The 17,480-nt window shown below is 65.6% G+C and carries 19 protein-coding genes and 4 tRNA genes; 15 read left to right on the top strand and 8 right to left on the bottom strand.

Features of this window, described 5'->3' with window-relative positions; genetic code table 11:
- Positions 1 to 67 precede the first annotated feature (67 nt).
- Positions 68 to 457 (bottom strand): DUF2946 domain-containing protein, encoded by a 390-nt coding sequence (locus H0X90_RS13265; RefSeq protein WP_006486673.1) that lies wholly within the window; start codon positions 455 to 457, stop codon positions 68 to 70.
- Between the two features lie 198 nt (positions 458 to 655).
- Between H0X90_RS13265 and H0X90_RS13260 the strand changes: the two genes are divergently transcribed.
- Together H0X90_RS13260 and H0X90_RS13255 are read left to right on the top strand one after the other, a co-directional pair.
- Complete coding sequence (locus H0X90_RS13260) at positions 656 to 802, top strand: hypothetical protein (RefSeq protein ID WP_009690993.1); 147 nt, start codon at positions 656 to 658, stop codon at positions 800 to 802.
- 223 nt (positions 803 to 1,025) lie between these two features.
- The gene (locus tag H0X90_RS13255) at positions 1,026 to 1,619 is read left to right on the top strand and encodes a chorismate mutase (RefSeq protein WP_077190911.1); all 594 of its coding nucleotides are present in this window, start codon (positions 1,026 to 1,028) and stop codon (positions 1,617 to 1,619) included.
- Between the two features lie 13 nt (positions 1,620 to 1,632).
- Here the strand turns inward: H0X90_RS13255 and H0X90_RS13250 are convergent, their stop codons facing one another.
- Both H0X90_RS13250 and H0X90_RS13245 read right to left on the bottom strand, forming a co-directional pair.
- Positions 1,633 to 2,760, bottom strand: a complete 1,128-nt coding sequence (locus H0X90_RS13250) for an exonuclease domain-containing protein (RefSeq protein ID WP_077190912.1) — start codon at positions 2,758 to 2,760, stop codon at positions 1,633 to 1,635.
- A gap of 141 nt (positions 2,761 to 2,901) precedes the next feature.
- Positions 2,902 to 3,105, bottom strand: a complete 204-nt coding sequence (locus H0X90_RS13245; RefSeq protein ID WP_006476615.1) for a cold-shock protein — start codon at positions 3,103 to 3,105, stop codon at positions 2,902 to 2,904.
- 393 nt (positions 3,106 to 3,498) lie between these two features.
- Between H0X90_RS13245 and H0X90_RS13240 the strand changes: the two genes are divergently transcribed.
- Positions 3,499 to 3,765 (top strand): hypothetical protein, encoded by a 267-nt coding sequence (locus H0X90_RS13240; protein ID WP_006486644.1) that lies wholly within the window; start codon positions 3,499 to 3,501, stop codon positions 3,763 to 3,765.
- 502 nt (positions 3,766 to 4,267) lie between these two features.
- Positions 4,268 to 5,419 carry a porin gene (locus H0X90_RS13235; RefSeq protein WP_006486676.1) on the top strand — a complete coding sequence of 384 codons (1,152 nt, stop codon included), beginning with the start codon at positions 4,268 to 4,270 and terminating at the stop codon, positions 5,417 to 5,419.
- An 82-nt stretch (positions 5,420 to 5,501) separates the two neighbouring features.
- On the opposite strand, the gene greB is transcribed toward H0X90_RS13235, so the two are convergent.
- Entirely contained in the window at positions 5,502 to 6,065 is a 564-nt protein-coding gene (greB, locus tag H0X90_RS13230) for a transcription elongation factor GreB (protein WP_006486618.1), read from the bottom strand.
- A gap of 129 nt (positions 6,066 to 6,194) precedes the next feature.
- On the opposite strand from greB, the gene H0X90_RS13225 reads away from it, so the two are divergent.
- The 3 genes from H0X90_RS13225 (at position 6,195) to H0X90_RS13215 (ending at position 6,552) form a co-directional block, all read left to right on the top strand.
- A tRNA-Arg gene (locus tag H0X90_RS13225) sits at positions 6,195 to 6,271 on the top strand.
- A 66-nt stretch (positions 6,272 to 6,337) separates the two neighbouring features.
- Positions 6,338 to 6,414 (top strand) — tRNA-Arg (locus tag H0X90_RS13220).
- Between the two features lie 61 nt (positions 6,415 to 6,475).
- A tRNA-Arg gene (locus H0X90_RS13215) sits at positions 6,476 to 6,552 on the top strand.
- Positions 6,553 to 6,742: 190 nt separating this feature from the next.
- Here H0X90_RS13215 and H0X90_RS13210 read toward each other — a convergent pair.
- From H0X90_RS13210 to H0X90_RS13195, 4 genes are all read right to left on the bottom strand, one after another.
- Positions 6,743 to 9,109 (bottom strand): bifunctional (p)ppGpp synthetase/guanosine-3',5'-bis(diphosphate) 3'-pyrophosphohydrolase, encoded by a 2,367-nt coding sequence (locus H0X90_RS13210; protein WP_175793127.1) that lies wholly within the window; start codon positions 9,107 to 9,109, stop codon positions 6,743 to 6,745.
- Positions 9,110 to 9,172: 63 nt separating this feature from the next.
- Positions 9,173 to 9,376 carry a DNA-directed RNA polymerase subunit omega gene (gene rpoZ, locus H0X90_RS13205; protein ID WP_006025620.1) on the bottom strand — a complete coding sequence of 68 codons (204 nt, stop codon included), beginning with the start codon at positions 9,374 to 9,376 and terminating at the stop codon, positions 9,173 to 9,175.
- Between the two features lie 58 nt (positions 9,377 to 9,434).
- Positions 9,435 to 10,118: a guanylate kinase gene (gene gmk, locus H0X90_RS13200; protein WP_006486663.1), complete on the bottom strand. Its 684-nt coding sequence runs from the start codon at positions 10,116 to 10,118 to the stop codon at positions 9,435 to 9,437.
- 7 nt (positions 10,119 to 10,125) lie between these two features.
- A complete protein-coding gene (locus tag H0X90_RS13195; RefSeq protein WP_006486665.1) occupies positions 10,126 to 11,049 on the bottom strand; it encodes a YicC/YloC family endoribonuclease in 924 nt (307 codons plus the stop codon).
- 176 nt (positions 11,050 to 11,225) lie between these two features.
- Between H0X90_RS13195 and rph the strand changes: the two genes are divergently transcribed.
- From rph to H0X90_RS13155, 8 genes are all read left to right on the top strand, one after another.
- Positions 11,226 to 11,966 carry a ribonuclease PH gene (gene rph / locus H0X90_RS13190; protein WP_006486647.1) on the top strand — a complete coding sequence of 247 codons (741 nt, stop codon included), beginning with the start codon at positions 11,226 to 11,228 and terminating at the stop codon, positions 11,964 to 11,966.
- Positions 11,959 to 12,585: an RdgB/HAM1 family non-canonical purine NTP pyrophosphatase gene (gene rdgB, locus H0X90_RS13185; protein ID WP_006486636.1), complete on the top strand. Its 627-nt coding sequence runs from the start codon at positions 11,959 to 11,961 to the stop codon at positions 12,583 to 12,585. Before rph ends, rdgB begins: the two co-directional genes overlap by 8 nt.
- A gap of 34 nt (positions 12,586 to 12,619) precedes the next feature.
- Entirely contained in the window at positions 12,620 to 13,834 is a 1,215-nt protein-coding gene (gene hemW / locus H0X90_RS13180; protein WP_077190914.1) for a radical SAM family heme chaperone HemW, read from the top strand.
- Positions 13,835 to 13,878: 44 nt separating this feature from the next.
- Positions 13,879 to 13,966: transfer RNA gene (locus H0X90_RS13175), tRNA-Ser, on the top strand.
- A gap of 141 nt (positions 13,967 to 14,107) precedes the next feature.
- Positions 14,108 to 14,503, top strand: a complete 396-nt coding sequence (locus tag H0X90_RS13170; protein WP_006486642.1) for a hypothetical protein — start codon at positions 14,108 to 14,110, stop codon at positions 14,501 to 14,503.
- Between the two features lie 230 nt (positions 14,504 to 14,733).
- Positions 14,734 to 15,027: a hypothetical protein gene (locus H0X90_RS13165; RefSeq protein WP_006486651.1), complete on the top strand. Its 294-nt coding sequence runs from the start codon at positions 14,734 to 14,736 to the stop codon at positions 15,025 to 15,027.
- Positions 15,028 to 15,324: 297 nt separating this feature from the next.
- Positions 15,325 to 15,816, top strand: a complete 492-nt coding sequence (locus H0X90_RS13160; RefSeq protein ID WP_006486614.1) for an energy transducer TonB — start codon at positions 15,325 to 15,327, stop codon at positions 15,814 to 15,816.
- A gap of 305 nt (positions 15,817 to 16,121) precedes the next feature.
- Complete coding sequence (locus H0X90_RS13155; RefSeq protein ID WP_006486616.1) at positions 16,122 to 17,432, top strand: MFS transporter; 1,311 nt, start codon at positions 16,122 to 16,124, stop codon at positions 17,430 to 17,432.
- Positions 17,433 to 17,480: the final 48 nt, after the last annotated feature.

Genomic DNA, 17,480 nt, shown 5'->3' with positions numbered 1-17,480 from the left:
ACGACGCGACGCGCGGACCGGGGCCGCGGGCGGCTCGCGCGCCACCAGGGCGCGCGGACGACATCAATCAGATCGGGAGGTTTTCAGGCGGGGCGCGCGGCTGCGCGAGACGGATGCCCTTGCGGGGTACATCGGGAACGACCGGCGCGGCCACCCGATACGCGAACGTCCGCACGAAGCCCGGCATCGCGGGCAGGCTCGTGCCCAGCGCGACGTTCGCCGCGAAGCCGGGGCAGTACACGCAGTGCGGGACGCCGGCATGGTCGAACGACGACGTGTCGCGGTCGTCGCCCGCTTGTGCGAGCACGACCTGACGGGCGCCCGCTGCACTGCACAACTCGAGCGTGAGCGCGCCGGAGCCGCTCGACGCGAGACGCGCGTAGCCGACGACGGGCGACAGTACGTTCAGTACCAGCGCCAGCCATACGAGGCCGATCCATCGCGTCGTTCGTCTCATCGCGGTCCAGGAAAAAGTGCGCGCAAGTATAACAAGCGGCCCGATTGTTGCCGATCGTGCAGCGTGCAATACCGGGCATCGCACCGCGCGCCGGAGCGCATGTGCCGTTAATACAACAGAGACAAAATCTAACGATTCGCCGCTGGCATAAATCCGAGCGCGAGGTTGATAATCATTGAACCTGCTGGAGAAACGATCATGGACGAAAGACCCACTCGCATGCCACCGCCCGAGCAAGTGATGAGCCCGGATCCGGAACCCGTCGGCGTGGAATTCCTCGCCGAGCTGCCCGAGCACGTTCGGGCATTCTTCGACGAGCAGCACAAGTTGTACTCGCCGAAGTGAACGTCAGTTCGGTTCTGTAACCGCCACGTGTCGATCATCGCTATCGTGCGGTTCATCCGTGCGCTTCGCGCGCAATTCGCCTCGCACCCGGGCCGCAACAGCCTGACGGTGCCGGATCAGCTCGCCTGCTGATTCTCCTGTCGCGACGCTACGCCGCGCGACTGTCTTCGTCTATCCTTCTGGTTTTCCACGTCCGGCCCGCCCGGGTCTCCCGATCGTTCCGATGAAGCAAGCCATTCGTGCCAGCCTCGCTGTCGCCGCGCTCGGCGTCGCCCTCCTTTCGTCTCCGCATCCCGCCCTGGCAGACGGCGACGACACCGCCCTCACCAACATCGTGGCGCTCGCGTCGCAACGCCTCGCGCTCGCCGAACCGGTCGCGCGCTGGAAATGGGCGAATCACAAGGCCATCGAGGACCGGCCGCGCGAAGCGGCCCTGCTCACGGCGGTCGAACAGCGCGCCGTTCAGGCCGGCATCGATCCCGCGTTCGCCCGTACGTTCTTCGAGGACCAGATCACGGCGAGCAAGGACGTGCAGAACGCACTGTTCGCGACCTGGCGCACGACGCGGCCGCCGGAAGGCACACCGCCCGATCTCGCCGCCAGCACGCGGCCGGCGCTCGATCGGCTGACGCAGAAAATGCTGACCGGTCTCGCGCAGGTCGCCCCGCTACGCGAGGCGCCCGATTGCCAGGCGCGGCTCGCGCGCAGCATCGCGAACTGGAAGACGCTCACCCGCTACGATTCCACGCACACGCAGGCACTCGATACCGCGCTGTCGCACGTCTGCTCCGCCGGCGGAGCCAGCGCGATCGGCTGACGCGCCGTGGCGCTCAATCCGCCGGCGTGAGCGCCATGAGCGGAATCACCTGCAGGCCGCGCGCGAGATGCGTCTGCAGCAGGCGATGGGTGAAGGGTTCGAACACACTGGCCGCCGCGTCGGCCACGAGCCGCGCAGCCGCATCGAGCGATTCCGCCGAACCGAGATAGCACCAGCCGTCGATCACATGAAACAGGCGGCGCTCGCCGTTCGCCTCGAACGCGACGGCGCCTTCGAACGGCCAGTGCGCGCCACCCGCGCGGGTAGCGTCGACCGTGGGGCGCCGGTTGTACGACGGGCGCAACCGGGCAATCCATTGCGCTTCGGCGAGCATCGCCCCCAGCTCGTTGCCGGTCTCGCGCCATTCGACACGGCGCACCTGCTGCGCCAGCCGCATTTCCTTCGACGACCGGCGCTCGCCGGTCAACAGCGCGCGCAGCCGCTGCCGCACGCGCACGCTGCGGCCGACATACAGCGCTTCGTCACGCTCCCCGAACAACGCATACGCGCCGCACCCTGCCGGCGCGGTATCCAGCCACGCCTCGGTCAGATCGCCGCCCAGACGGAAGTGACGCGTCGTCCGTGCGATCTGGTCGCGCAGCCGCTCGAGCGGCACGATCTCGTGCAACTGGCGCCAGAACTGCCAGAGCAGGTCGGCATCGGCCAGCGCCCGGTGGCGCGCGGCCGGAACGAGCCCATGCCGTTCGATCAGCGCATCGAGCCCGTGCCGCGATTCGCGCGGAAACAGCGCGCGCGACAGCCGCACCGTGCAGAGCACATCGGGATTGAAGGCCAGCCCGGCGCGCTCGAACTCGGCGCGCAGGAAACCGCGGTCGAAGCTCGCGTTGTGCGCGACGAACAGCTTCCCGTCGAGCCGCTCGAACAACGCCGGCGCGAGCGACGCGAACGTCGGCGCGTCGCGCACCATCGCGTCGGAGATGCCCGTCAGTTGCTGGATGAACGGCGGGATCGCCTGCCCCGGATTGACGAGACTCGTCCACGTCGACACGCCGAGCGGTCCGATTTCGACCACGCCGATTTCGGTGATGCGGTGGTCGGCGGACGAGCCGCCGGTGGTTTCGAGGTCGACGAAGACGAGCGGCTGTTCGCTGGCGGGATCGGACGGACGGGAATCGGACATGAAAAGACGGGGAAACGATGCTTCCGTGAGTATGCACCGGCGGGCGTACTCGCGGCCAGCCCGGACCGGTTTGCTCCGTCCCCGGAAAACAAAAAGCCCCCGCGATGCGGGGGCCGGACGTGATCGGCGATGCGTGGCGCGTCAGACCGCCTGGATATTCGCTGCCTGCTTGCCTTTCGGGCCGACCTTGACGTCGAACGAGACACGCTGGTTTTCCTTCAGCGTCTTGAAGCCGTCCATCCGGATTTCGGAAAAGTGCGCAAACAAATCTTCACCGCCATTGTCCGACGTAATAAAGCCAAAACCTTTAGCATCGTTAAACCATTTCACGATACCGGTATCCATGTCTTCGTTCCCCACTCGATAAGATCAAAAAAGCTATTTTTATAGCCGTTACCCGAAATCCCGAAACATTGCGCCAGCACCCGCACCAGCACGCCGCCCGAGGACGGAGTGCTGACTTTATAAATTGGACAATCCGGGTGCGTCAAGAAAATTTTTGGCGACCGTTTTATCGAAAAGACGCTAATAGCACTGGAATCGGTACACCATCGCCTTTGATTAATTGATTCGCATCAAAAACCTGTCAATATTACCGGGACCGGATCGCCAATAATCCGGGGCGTGAAATTCCTACCGGGGACAAATCGATTCGGTAAAATCCTCGGGTTTTTTCCGGGTTGCAGAAATGCGGGGACGTTGCGATCCTGAATCAACACCGAAAGGAAGGAGAGGGTCATGTGGCTGGACGGAATCAAGCGCTTCGCGAGCCGGCTCGGACGCGTACGTCGCAAGTCCCGCGCCCTGGCCGAGTCCGCGCGCGAAGCGCCATGCGACACCGAATTCGATATGACGTGGCACGGCGATCACTGGCAGAACCTGCTCGCATCGCCTCTCGACGCCCGTCACTACGTGATGGAAGACTGGACCTATACGCCGCCGCCGATCGAGGCAGAAGAAGCCGTGCCCGCGGGCAAGCGCAAGCGCCGCTCGTACACGCAGTAGCGCACCGGGCAGCAGGGCAAAAAAAAAGCGCGACTGGGAAGTCGCGCCGACAAAGGTTTGGAGATCTTTTCCGTCAACGAAAAAGTCTGCTTCGGAAAGCAGAGATCGCAGTATAACGAGAGAACTACCTTTCATTATCCATGCTCCACACAAACCTCTATTGCCGATGTGTCAATAATCGCGCTATAGCTGCCGCCGCCCGTTGCTGACCGTCTGTCGCAATCGCGCAACGCCCGTTACGTAGTCCTGAGTTCCATTTCATTTCGCTGCACTGCCGCAAACCCTTGCGGAGTAACCGTTTGCGCGCTTTTTTCGATTTTTGCGGATTCCAAAATACATTGTTTCTTAAAGTGTGAGCCGTCCCCGCTTCGCGCCCTCCGTACACTGCACATGGCTTTCTGATAAGCGCACCGCCGTTCTGCGGGACCGGCTACAGCGTCAAGCAAAACACGGCCAGTCCGCCGCAGGTTCGATCGACATCATCCTGTTTGGAGACAGATCCATGAAAAAAACCCTGATCGTCACCGCGTTGTCGGGTGTATTCGTTACCGCAGCCCATGCTCAAAGCAGCGTTACGCTGTACGGCCTGATCGACGCAGGCATCACCTATACGAACAATCAGGGCGGCCACAGCTCGTGGTCCGAACGCAGCGGCCAGATCAACGGGAGCCGCTGGGGTCTGCGCGGCACGGAAGATCTCGGCGGCGGCCTGAAAGCGATCTTCGTGCTGGAAAACGGCTTCAACATCGCCAACGGCACGCTCGGCCAGAATGGCCGCGAGTTCGGCCGCCAGGCATTCGTCGGCCTGTCACAGGAGCAGTTCGGCGCCATCACACTCGGTCGCCAATACGATAGCGTCGTCGACTATATCGGCCCGCTGTCGCTGACCGGCACGCAATTCGGCGGCACCCAGTTTGCCCACCCGTTCGACAACGACAACCTGAACAATTCGTTCCGGATCAACAACGCCGTCAAATATACGAGCGTCAATTTCGGCGGGCTGAAGTTCGGCGCGTTGTACGGCTTCTCGAACAGCAGCCAGTTCTCGAACAACCGTGCATACAGCGCGGGGGTGTCGTACACCTACGCCGGCTTCAATATCGGCGCCGGCTATCTGCAGTTGAACAACGACATCTCGGGGCTCACGTCGGCCGCGGTCACCAACGGCGCCGGCGCGGTGGCAGGCGACAACACGTTCGTCGGCAAGCGTCAGCGCGTGTTCGGCGGTGGCCTGAACTACACGTTCGGTCCGGCAACGGCCGGCTTCGTCTTCACGCAATCGCGCGTGAACCGGGCGCTCGGCATCTCTGCCGGTGCGTCGGGCGTGTCGACCGGCCTGGGTCTCAACGGCACGTTTGCCCGCTTCAACAACTACGAAGTGAACGCGCGCTACGCGCTCACGCCGGCGTTGTCGCTGGCCGGGTCGTACACGTACACCGCGGGCTTCCTGGACGGCCGTCATCCGGGCTGGAATCAGTTCAACCTGCAGACCGACTATGCGCTGTCCAAGCGGACCGACGTGTATGTGCAAGGCGTGTATCAGCGCGTCAGCACGGACGGCCTGGGCATCGGCGCCTATGTCAATGGCCTCGGTGGCGCTTCGTCGAGCAACAAGCAGATCGCCGTGACCGCCGGCCTGCGTCACCGTTTCTGAGCCACCGGCACCGCACCATACACCGGAACGGAAAAGCGCCCCGTCGGGGCGCTTTTTCTTTGCCGTGCCGCACCGTCGACGCTCAGGCGTCGCCCCGTGCCGGATACCGGACGTCGAGTATGTCGATCGGCTGGGGGCCCGCCGGCGTCATCAGCGTGACGGTATCGCCGATCTTCGCCTTGATCAGCGCACGCGCGACCGGCGAAATCCAGCTGACGCAGCCGCGGTCGAGATCGACCTCGTCGATCCCGACGATCGTCACCGTATGATCCTCGCCGTCCGGCGTCTCGTAATCGACCGTCGCGCCGAAAAACACCTGGTCGACATTCTCCTGTCGGCTCGCGTCGACGACTTCCGCGAGATCGAGCCGCTTCGTCAGGAAGCGGATGCGGCGATCGATCTCGCGAAGCCGCCGCTTGCCGTAGATGTAGTCACCGTTCTCCGACCGGTCACCGTTCGATGCGGCCCACGACACGAGCCGCACGACTTCGGGACGCTCGACGTCGATCAGGTTCAGCAGCTCGTCCCTCAGCCGCTTGTGGCCGGCCGGCGTGATGTAGTTCTTCGCGCCCGCCGGAATCGCGGGTTGAGCCGGGTCGAGATCGTCGTCGTCACCGTCCGACTCTTTGACAAACGCCTTGTTCATGATGCAGATTCAACGTGGATGACTGATCCCCCCAAGGGTACACGAAGGGGGCCGGCCAAGGTCATGCACCCTAATTCGCGAATAAGGCTTCCCTTTTTATACGACTCTGCTATACTTCCGCTTCTGCGTGCGGCTGTAGCTCAGTTGGATAGAGTACTTGGCTACGAACCAAGGGGTCGTGGGTTCGAATCCTGCCAGCCGCGCCACTTTTTCGAGGGCCTTCCCAACCGAAGGCCCTTTCAGTTCGAAGCAGTAGAAGTTTGTTGTTGCGTGCGGCTGTAGCTCAGTTGGATAGAGTACTTGGCTACGAACCAAGGGGTCGTGGGTTCGAATCCTGCCAGCCGCGCCACTTTTTTGGGGGCCTTCCCATCGCAGAAGGTTCCGACAGTTGAAGCAGTACCGTTTTGCGTGCGGCTGTAGCTCAGTTGGATAGAGTACTTGGCTACGAACCAAGGGGTCGTGGGTTCGAATCCTGCCAGCCGCGCCACCTTAAAAGGGCTTTCCTCCGGGAAAGCCCTTTTTCTTTTTGCGCCCCTCCTTCGTTCGCGCCATCATCCGCACGCCTTGGGCAAAGCACCGGCAACGTCGCGCGCGCTTTCGCCGGCCCCAATGAAAACGGCGGCCATCGGCCGCCGTCCGTCGATCAACGCATTCACCCGCGAGGGTGCGCGTCAGCGTCAGTAATCCTGCCGCTCGCGCTCGATTCGCATCCCGCCGTCATGGCGCGCATGCGCACCGTCGTCAGTCGAGCGCTCGCGCATGATCCGCATCACGTCCGGATTGGTTCTCACGCGCCGCATCACGTTCGCGAGGTGCACGCGGTCGCTGACCTGGATCACGAAGCGCAGCACCGTCGATTCGTGCGTCAGATCCTCGTCCATCGCAATATGGACGATGTTCGCGTCGGCCGACGTGATGTCCGCGGCGACGCGCGCGAAGATGCCCTTCGTATTCTTCACGAGCGCCTTCACCGCGACATCGAACAGACGGCCCGGCTGCGGCGCCCATTCGACGTCGATCCAGCGGCCCGGATCGCGGCGATGGATGCGCTGCGCGACCCGGCAATCCGTCGTATGAATCGCCATGCCCAGACCGATGCCGATGTAACCCATGATCGCGTCACCCGGAATCGGCCGGCAGCATGCGGACAACTGCACGGACATCCCTTCGGTGCCGGTGATCACGACCGGCGGCGCATGATGCGCGGGATGCCGCTCGGACTTCGGCAGATCGTCGTCCGCATCGCGGCCGCTCATCAGCACCTCGATGCGCTTGGCCATCACCGCGGCGACGCGACGGCCGAGACCGATGTCCGCGAAGATTTCCTGACGGCTCTTGTTGCCCGTCCACTGCACGAGCTTCTCCCACACTTCCGGCTCGACGTCGGCCAGCGCGAGACCATAGCCCTTCAGGCTCTGGTCGACGAGCCGCTCGCCCAGCTGCACGGACTCGTTCAGGCGCATCGTCTTCAGGTAGTGACGGATCGCCGAGCGCGCCTTGCCGGTACGCACGAAGCCCAGCCACGCGGGGTTCGGCTTCGAATACGGCGCGGTGATCACCTCGACGATGTCGCCGCTCTTCAGCTCGGTGCGCAACGGCAGCAGCTCGTTGTTGATCTTCACGGCCACGCACTGGTTGCCGAGATCGCTGTGGATCGAATACGCGAAATCGAGCGCCGTCGCGCCGCGCGGCAGCGCCATGATCTTCGACTTCGGCGTGAACACGTAGACCGCATCGGGGAACAGGTCGATCTTCACGTGCTCGAGGAATTCGCTCGAATCGCCAGCCTCGCTCTGGATGTCGAGCAGCGACTTCAGCCACTGGTGCGCGCGCTTCTGCACGTCGCTGAGATCCGCGCTGCCGTTCTTGTACAGCCAGTGCGCGGCGCCCCCCGCCTCGGCGATCTCGTGCATCTTGCGCGTACGCACCTGGAACTCTATCGGCGCGCCGAACGGGCCGACCAGCGTCGTGTGCAGCGACTGATAGCCGTTGATCTTCGGGATCGCGATGTAATCCTTGAACTTGCCGGGCACCGGCTTGTACAGCGCATGCAGCGCGCCGATGCACGTGTAGCAGTCGAGCGGGCTGTCGACGACGACACGGAAGCCGTACACGTCGAGCACCTGCGAGAACGACAACTGCTTGTCGCGCATCTTGCGATAGACGCTGTAGATGGTTTTCTCGCGGCCGGTGATCTCAGCGTCGATCTTCGCGTCGGCCATCGCGCGCTGCGCGGCCTCGAGGATCTTGCTGATCACTTCGCGGCGATTGCCGCGCGCGGCCTTCACGGCTTTCTCGAGCGTCGCGTAGCGATGCGGGTTGAAGTTCGCGAAGCTCATGTCCTGCAGCTCGCGATACGTGTTGTTCAAGCCGAGCCGGTGCGCGATCGGTGCGTAGATGTCGAGCGTTTCCCGCGCGACGCGGCGGCGCTTTTCCATCGGCACCGCGCCGAGCGTACGCATGTTGTGCAGGCGATCGGCGAGCTTGACGAGAATGACGCGCACGTCGCGCGCCATCGCGAGCAGCATCTTGCGGAAGTTTTCCGCCTGCGCTTCCTCGCGGCTGCGGAATTCCATCTTGTCGAGCTTCGACAGGCCGTCGACCAGCTCGGCGACCTTCGGGCCGAATCGCTCGGCCAGCTCGTTCTTGGTCACGCCCTGGTCTTCCATCACGTCGTGCAGCAACGCGGCCATCACGGCCTGCGCGTCGAGCTTCCAGCCGGCGCAGATTTCCGCGACGGCGACGGGATGGGTGATGTAGGGCTCGCCGCTCTGGCGATATTGACCGAGGTGGGCTTCGTCGCTGAAGTGGAACGCCGCCTTGACCTCTTTGATTTCGTCCGGACCGAGATACTCGGCAAGCGCGGCGGTCAGTTTCGCGATCGAAACGACGCCGTGCTTGCGCGGCTGCTCCGGCGTGGCGGTCGGCCCGAACAGATGCCGGAAGGACTGTTCGAGGACCGCGTCGATGTACTGGCGCGCAGGCGACTGGGCCGTGGCTTCGGTGGTCGAATCCGCGGAGGCGGACGATGGGGTGGTGCTCATATTCGCCTCCAGGTCGAGTCGTTGCGCGCGTGGACTACATGGCTGGAACGGGCCGGATGCGCGTTACACCGGCACCTTCTTCAGCATCTCGACGCCGACCTGGCCGGCAGCGATTTCGCGCAGCGCGACGACGGTCGGCTTGTCGCGGCTTTCGATTTTCGGCGTATGGCCTTGCGCGAGCTGCCGCGCGCGATAGGTGGCGGCGAGCGCCAGTTCGAAGCGGTTCGGGATTTGCTTCAGGCAGTCTTCGACGGTAATGCGAGCCATGTTGGTAATTCCTTCTGAATATAGTCCTTATTCTACCTTATGTCCCTCGTGCCCCGCGTCATTCCGCGTGGGGCAGATGGACGCCGAGGTCGATGAACAGCTCCGTGTGTCGCGCGTACTGCGAAGCAAAACGCAGGCGCGTCGCCGCGACGATGCATTCGAGTTCCGCGAGCGCACGCTCGAAATTCTCGTTGATCACCACGTATTCCGCTTCCGACGCGTGCGCGATCTCGCTGCCGGCGGCCAGCAGGCGTCGCGTGATCACGTTCGGTTCATCCTGGCCGCGCTTCTTCAGGCGCTCCTCGAGCGCATCGAGCGACGGCGGCAGGATGAAGATGCCGACCGCGTTGCGGAACTGCTTCTTCACCTGCAACGCACCCTGCCAGTCGATTTCGAGCAGCACGTCGTGACCGTTCTTCATCTGCTCTTCGATCCAGACGCGCGACGTGCCGTAGTAGTTGCCGTGCACTTCCGCGCTCTCGAGGAATTCGTGCGCCGCGTGACGCGCGCGGAAATCCTCGACGGTCGTGAAGTGGTAGTGCTGGCCGTCCTGCTCGCCCGGGCGCGGCTTGCGCGTCGTGTACGAGATCGACAGGCAGATGTCGCTGTCCTTCGACAGCAGCGCGTTCACGAGCGTCGACTTGCCGGCGCCCGACGGCGCGACGACCATGAACAGGTTGCCGGGATAGACGCCGCCATGCAGCGAATGCGACGCGTGGCCGTCGCGGTTAAGGTCGGTCATGTTGCTGTTACTCCAGGTTTTGCACTTGCTCGCGCATCTGCTCGATCAGCAGCTTCAGCGCCATCGACGCATCGGCGAGTTCCTTCGCCGCCGCCTTCGAGCCGAGCGTGTTCGCTTCGCGATTCAGTTCCTGCATCATGAAGTCGAGACGCTTGCCGACGCGGCCGCCCTTCTCGATCACGTGACGCGTTTCGTTCAGGTGCGCGGTGAGCCGCGACAGCTCTTCCGCGATGTCGATCCGGATCCCGTACATCGTCACTTCCTGACGGATGCGCTCCGCGGCTTCCTCGCGCGTGACGACCGTCGAGCCGCCTTCCGGCGCCGCGAGGCCGAGCGCTTCCTGCAGCCGCTCGACGATCTTCTGCTGATGCTTCGCGATCAGCTCCGGCACGAGCGGCGTGATGCGCGCGACGATCGCCTCCATCTCGGTAACGTTCGACAGCAGCATCGTCGCCAGTTGCGCGCCTTCGCGCGAACGCACGACGACGAGCTCGCCGATCGCTTCCTTGCCGCAGGCGAGCACCGCGTCGCGGATCGCTTCCGCGGACACGCCGCTCTCGGCGAGCACGCCGGGCCAGCGCAGGATTTCGCCCGCGCGCAGGCGGCCGACGCCCGGGAACGAATCGAGCACCGCGCGCTCGAGCTCGGCAAGCTGGCCGAGCGCCGACTGGTTCAGCGCGCCCGCGCCGATGCTCTGCTCGCCGCGCTGCAGGTTGATGCGCACGTCGACCTTGCCGCGCGACAGCTTGTTCATCAGCATTTCGCGCAGCGCGGGTTCGCACGCGCGCACGTCGTCCGGCATCCGGAAATTGAGATCGAGGAAGCGCGAGTTCACGGTGCGCAGTTCGACCGACACGCTGGTGCCGCCGTTGCCGGTGGCCGTCACGAGTTCGCGCGTCGCGCTCGCGTAGCCCGTCATGCTGTAGATCATGGTTCGTCTCGCCGTCTGGTGCCCTCGCGGGCGGGGGGGGATATGTCGAGGCGCCCGGCGCGTCGGAAAGCGCGGGGCGGCAAGCGCGCATTATCCCATTTTTGCGGACCACCCCGCCGGGCGCGCCCGCCGTTCGGCGCTAAAATCGGGGTTTCCTCTTCTTCCGCGATTTCCCCATGACGTCTTCCGTTTCCCGCCCGAGCGGCCGCCGCGCCGACGAACTGCGCAAGGTCGCCCTCACGCGCCACTACACGAAACACGCCGAAGGCTCCGTGCTGGTCGAATTCGGCGACACCAAGGTGCTCTGCACCGCGAGCGTCGCCGAGCGCGTGCCCGAATTCCTGCGCGAGCGCGGGCAAGGCTGGCTGACCGCCGAATACGGGATGCTGCCGCGCGCGACCCACACGCGCAGCGACCGTGAAGCCGCGCGCGGCAAGCAGACGGGCCGCACCCAGGAAATTCAGCGCCTGATCGGCCGCGCGCTGCGCGCGGTGTTCGATCTCGAGGCGCTCGGCCCGCGCACCCTCCACATCGACTGCGACGTGATCCAGGCCGACGGCGGCACGCGCACGGCCAGCATCACCGGCGCGTTCGTCGCCGCGCACGACGCCGTGTCGACGCTGATCGCGGCCGGCAAGCTCACGCGCTCGCCGATCACCGATCACGTCGCCGCGATTTCGGTCGGCGTGTACGAAGGCGCACCGGTGCTCGACCTCGACTACGCGGAAGATTCGCGCTGCGACACCGACATGAACGTCGTGATGACGGGCGCGGGCGGCTTCGTCGAAGTCCAGGGCACGGCCGAAGGCGTGCCGTTCTCGCGCGCCGAGATGAATGCGCTGCTCGACCTCGCGCAGGGCGGGATCGCCGAGCTCGTGCAGTTGCAGAAAGACGTCCTGGGTGCGAGCCATGCCTGACGACCGCACCGTCGCGCCGCTGTCGCGCATCGTTCTCGCGTCGAACAACCCGGGCAAGCTGCGCGAATTCACCGCGCTGTTCTCGACGGTCGGCATCGAGATCGTCCCGCAGGGCGACCTCGCGGTGCCCGAGGCGGAAGAGCCGTTCGGCACGTTCATCGAGAACGCGCTGACCAAGGCGCGTCACGCGTCGCGGCTCACCGGGCTGCCGGCGATCGCCGACGATTCGGGCCTGTGCGTGCGCGTGCTGCGCGGCGCGCCGGGCGTCTATTCGGCCCGCTACGCGCAGCGCGCGGGCCGCGACAAGGGCGACGCGGCGAACAACGCGTATCTCGTCGAGCAACTGCGCGGCATCGACGACCGGCGCGCATACTACTGTTGCGTGCTCGCGCTCGTCCGCCATGCGGACGACCCGGAGCCGCTGTTCGCCGAAGGTCGCTGGGCCGGCGAGATCGTCGACACGCCGCGCGGCGAACACGGATTCGGCTACGACCCGTATTTCTACCTGCCGTCGCTCGGCGCGACGGCCGCCGAACTCGAACCCACCGTGAAGAACACGCACAGCCATCGCGCGCTGGCGCTGAAGGCGTTGCTCGCGCGGCTCGCGGAGGAAGCATGACCGTACCCGACACCCATTCGCTGCGGGAGGCCGCATGAGCCAGGCTGCGGAAACCGGCGCGCGCGTCGTCGCGACCTTCACGTCGCCCGGCCAGGTGCGCCTCACGTCGCTGCCACCGCTCGCGCTGTACGTGCATTTCCCGTGGTGCGTGCGCAAGTGCCCGTACTGCGATTTCAACTCGCACGAATGGAAAGGCGAGCGGTTTCCGGAAACCGAGTATCTCGACGCGTTGCGCGCCGATCTCGAGCAGGCGCTGCCGCTCGTGTGGGGCCGGCAGGTGCATACCGTGTTCATCGGCGGCGGCACGCCGAGCCTGCTGTCGGCGGCCGGTCTCGACCGGATGCTGTCCGACGTGCGCGCGCTCTTGCCGCTCGACGCCGATGCCGAGATCACGCTCGAGGCGAATCCGGGCACATTCGAAGCCGCGAAGTTCGCGCAGTTCCGCGCAAGCGGCGTGAACCGCCTGTCGGTCGGCATCCAGAGCTTCAACGAGGGGCATTTGAAGGCGCTCGGCCGGATTCACGACACCGCGCAGGCACGCGCGGCCGTCGAGATCGCCGCGAAGAACTTCGACAACTTCAACCTCGACCTGATGTTCGCATTGCCGAACCAGACGCTCGACGAATGCCGCACCGACATCGAGACCGCGCTGTCGTTCGCGCCGCCGCACCTGTCGCTGTATCACCTGACGCTCGAGCCGAATACGTTGTTCGCGAAGTTCCCGCCGGTGGTCCCCGACGACGACGCGTCGGCCGACATGCAGGAATGGATCCATGCGCGCACGGCCGAAGCCGGCTACGGGCGCTACGAAGTGTCCGCGTACGCGAAGCCGAATCATCAGTGCAAGCACAACCTGAATTACTGGCGCTTCGGCGACTATCTCGGCATCGGCGCGGGCGCCCATACGAAGCTGTCGTTCCCGAACCGGATCCTGCGGCAGGCACGCTACAAGCATCCGGCGACCTTCATCGAGCAGGCGAAGGCCAGCGCGGCCGTGCAGGAAGAGCGCGAAGTCGGCGCGCGCGACCTGCCGTTCGAATTCATGCTGAACACGCTGCGGCTCGTCGAGGGCTTCCCCGTGCACAGCTTCGCGGAACGCACCGGCCTGCCGATGAGCACGATCGAGCCGGCGCTGAAGGAAGCGGAGCGGCGCGGACTGATCACGCGCGATTTCACGCAAATCGCGCCGACGCCGCTTGGCCAGCGTTTCCTCAACGACCTGCAGGAATTGTTCCTGCGCGACGACTGAACGAATGAACGAGGCGGCATTTCGGTTACAATGCCGCCTCGTGTGGAAGCGTGGCCGAGCGGTTTAAGGCACTGGTCTTGAAAACCAGCGACGGGAAACTGTCCGTGAGTTCGAATCTCACCGCTTCCGCCAGGAAGTTCGCCGAACCCCGTCCATTCGCAGAATGACGGGGTTTTTGTTTGTCCGCGCGCGTGCGCCCCGCACTTCCCGACGCGCCCCGCCGGATGCCGTTACAATCCGGCGCTCCGATTCGCGAAACGGGAAATCCACGTCATGAAGCCCTTCCTCGTCTCGTCGCTCGTCGCCGTGCTGGCCGCCGCCAGCATGCATGCAGCGGCCGACACCGCCTCCGGCAGCGACGCGCAGGCGTCGTGCGCGATCGCGTACGTGACCGGCGTCGGCGGCTCGCCGCGCGGCCTGAGCGAATACCTCGCGAGCCCGTCGCCCTACAACTACCTGAAGGACAACGACCTCCAGTGCAAGGTCGGCGACGACGGACGCACGTCGAACTGCACCGGCGTGACCTATCTGCGCAACGAACAGGTCAGCGTGTACGACGATTCCGATCCCGCGACGCTGACCGTCGTGGCGCGCGTGGAGCTCGATCATGGCCAGAAATACCCGGTGATCATCGTCGTGCAGCGCAAGAACGCGCGCTGCAAACAATGACGCAGCGCGGCGCGCGAACCCGTCCATCGGAACGGCACGCGCGTTCGTGCCGAACCTCGCGCGGCATCTGAGCCACGGGCCCGGCAGCGGCCCGTCGTTGCGTCGCACCGCGCCGGACGCCTCCCGGCCCGCCCCGCCATCGCCTAGAATTCGTTCAACACGGCGACACGAACGCCGCCGCGTATTCGATGCCGCACGCGTCACCCTGCGCGCGGCACACGGAGATCGCCATGACCGACCTGTCGAGCGCGACGGAACCCGTCGATTACGAAGGCTTCGAGATCCATGTCGTGCCGGCCGCGATGCCCGGCAGCGACACGCGCTATACCTACACCGGCTACGTGTGCCATCCGGGCGTGAATCCCGCGCTGCCCGGCCATGCGGTGCCGTTCCACGCGGACGGCGAGGAAAGCTTCGCGAGCCTCGACGAGGCCACCCGCGAAGCCGTGCACATCGGCAAGAGCATCATCGACGGCACGCATCCCGACCTGTCGGTACTGTCGCTCGTCACGCACGGCTTCTGAGCCGGCCGGCATCGCTTGCCAGCGTGCGCGCGGCAAGCCGAGGTTGCCGCATCAGATGACCGCGTCGCCCGGCCGGACGAACGCTGCACGCCATCGCTTTCAATCTTCCAACAGGCGCGTCCACCGCGCACGCTGTCACCTGTCGCGTCACATCGCGATGTGCAAGGTACGACGCGGCACCCGGCCGTCATCATCAGCAATAGCAGCGACCGGTCCCGCGCGTTATGCGTTTCTCCCCATATCGCCGCGCGCCGGTACGCCTATCATTTTTTTATCGTCCCTCCTGGCCATCACCTCATGCGCCCCCTTCTCCGTCCGCGCGTCGCGCGGCTTCGTGTTGCGACGCTGGCCGTCGTCGCGCTGCTTGCCGCGTGCACGATCACGCCGCCCTCGTCGCTACGCTCGGTCCTGACGATTCCGTCGGTCACCCGCAGCGGCAGCCTCGACCAGTATCGCGTCGAGGTTGCCCATCGTGTCGCCGAACGCAATCCGTCCGGCATGCTGCACGGCACACCGCAGGCGATGCTGCGTTCGCTCGTCGTCGTCGCCTTCACCGTCGATGGCAGCGGCCGCGTGGTGAACGCATCCGTCTACCGCAGCAACGGCGACAGCGAAGCGGAAGCGCTCGCGCTCGCGTCGCTGCGCCGCTCGGCACCGCTGCCGGCCCCGCCGTCGCGGCTGCTCGACGGCAACGGCCGGCTCGAACTGATGGAAGGCTGGCTCTTCAACGACGACGGCCACTTCCAGCTGCAAAGCACCGCCTCCGCGCAGGCGCAATCGATCGATTGACGCGCCGCCGCAGCCCGATTGCCGGTGAGCGGCGGCGCTGGCTATAATTTTCCGCACTCGCGCGGCCATCACGCCGCGCGTGCGTTCGCGCGCCCCACCCGGCAAGCGAGCCGACCACGCCGGCACCGGGCGGCGGCGACGTACCCGTCTCCATCGTCGACCGGCGGGTGACGTCCGCGCCACGGCGCGCGTCCACGCCGCCACCGCGTCATCCGCATCATCCTCTGCTCGGCTGCACCCGGCAGGCCGTCGCCTGCCCGAGCGCACGCTCAGCCGACCGCCCCAACGACAAAACGGAGACATCCATGTCCGCATCCCCCCCGGCCGTTGCACACGCAACCGGTTCGGCCGGCGCCGTCAGCCACCGGCGCATCGTGTTCGCGAGCTTCATCGGCACCGCGATCGAGTTCTACGACTTCTACGTGTACGCGACGGCCGCCGCACTCGTCATCGGCCCCGTGTTCTTCCCGCACGGCTCCGCGACGGCGCAGGCGCTGTCCGCATTCGTCACGTTCGGCATCGCGTTCATCGCACGCCCGATCGGCTCGTTCCTGTTCGGGCACTTCGGCGACCGTATCGGCCGCAAGTCGACGCTCGTCGCCTCGCTGCTCGTGATGGGCGTGTCCACCACCGCGATCGGCTTCGTGCCCGGCTACGATGCGATCGGCGCGCTAGCGCCGGTGCTGCTGTGCGTGCTGCGCTTCGGTCAGGGGATCGGCCTGGGCGGCGAATGGGGCGGCGCGGCGCTGCTCGCGACCGAGCATGCGCCGCAGGGCAAGCGCGGCTGGTTCGGGATGTTCCCGCAACTGGGGCCGTCGGTCGGCTTCCTGATGTCGAACGGCCTGTTCTTCGCGCTCGCGCTGTCGCTGTCCGACGAGCAGTTCCGCAGCTGGGGCTGGCGCATTCCGTTCCTCGTCAGCGCGGTGCTCGTCGCGCTCGGGCTGTACGTGCGGCTCAAGATCACCGAAACGCCCGCGTTCCAGGCGGCCCTCGAGCGCAACGAGCGCGTGCGCGTGCCGGTCGCGACGCTCGTCACGCAGCACTGGCAGCCGACGCTGCTCGGTGCGCTCGCGATGGTCGTCTGCTACACGCTGTTCTACATCTCGACGGTGTTCTCGCTGTCGTACGGCGTGTCGGCGCTGCATATTCCGCGCCAGAGCTTCCTCGGCCTGCTGTGTTTCGCGGTCGTCTTCATGGGGCTCGCGACGCCGCTGTCCGCATGGGCGTCGGACCGCTTCGGCCGCAAGCCGGTGCTGGTCGTCGGCGCGATCGCCGCGCTGCTGTCGGGGTTCGCGATGGAGCCGCTGCTCGGCAGCGGGTCGATGCCACTCGTCGCGCTGTTCCTGACGATCGAGCTGTTCCTGATGGGCGTGACGTTCGCACCGATGGGCGCGCTGCTGCCGGAACTGTTCCCGACCAACGTCCGCTATACGGGCGCGGGCGTCGCGTACAACCTCGGCGGGATTCTCGGCGCGTCGATTGCACCGTATATCGCGCAACTGCTGGCTGCGCGCGGCGGCCTGTCGTGGGTCGGCGGTTACGTGTCGGTCGCGGCGGCGATCAGCCTGATCGGCGTACTGCTGATGCGCGAAACGCGCGACGCATCGCTCGTCTGACCCTCCGGGGCGACCCGGGTTGCAGGGCGGCGGGCGATGCCTATACTC

Origin of the sequence: Burkholderia sp. 9775_39 (assembly GCF_015712225.1) — a bacterium.
Taxonomy (GTDB): domain Bacteria; phylum Pseudomonadota; class Gammaproteobacteria; order Burkholderiales; family Burkholderiaceae; genus Burkholderia; species Burkholderia cenocepacia.
The sequence above is the reverse complement of the archived record's forward strand: the minus strand, read 5'-3'. Positions and strand labels throughout refer to the sequence as shown.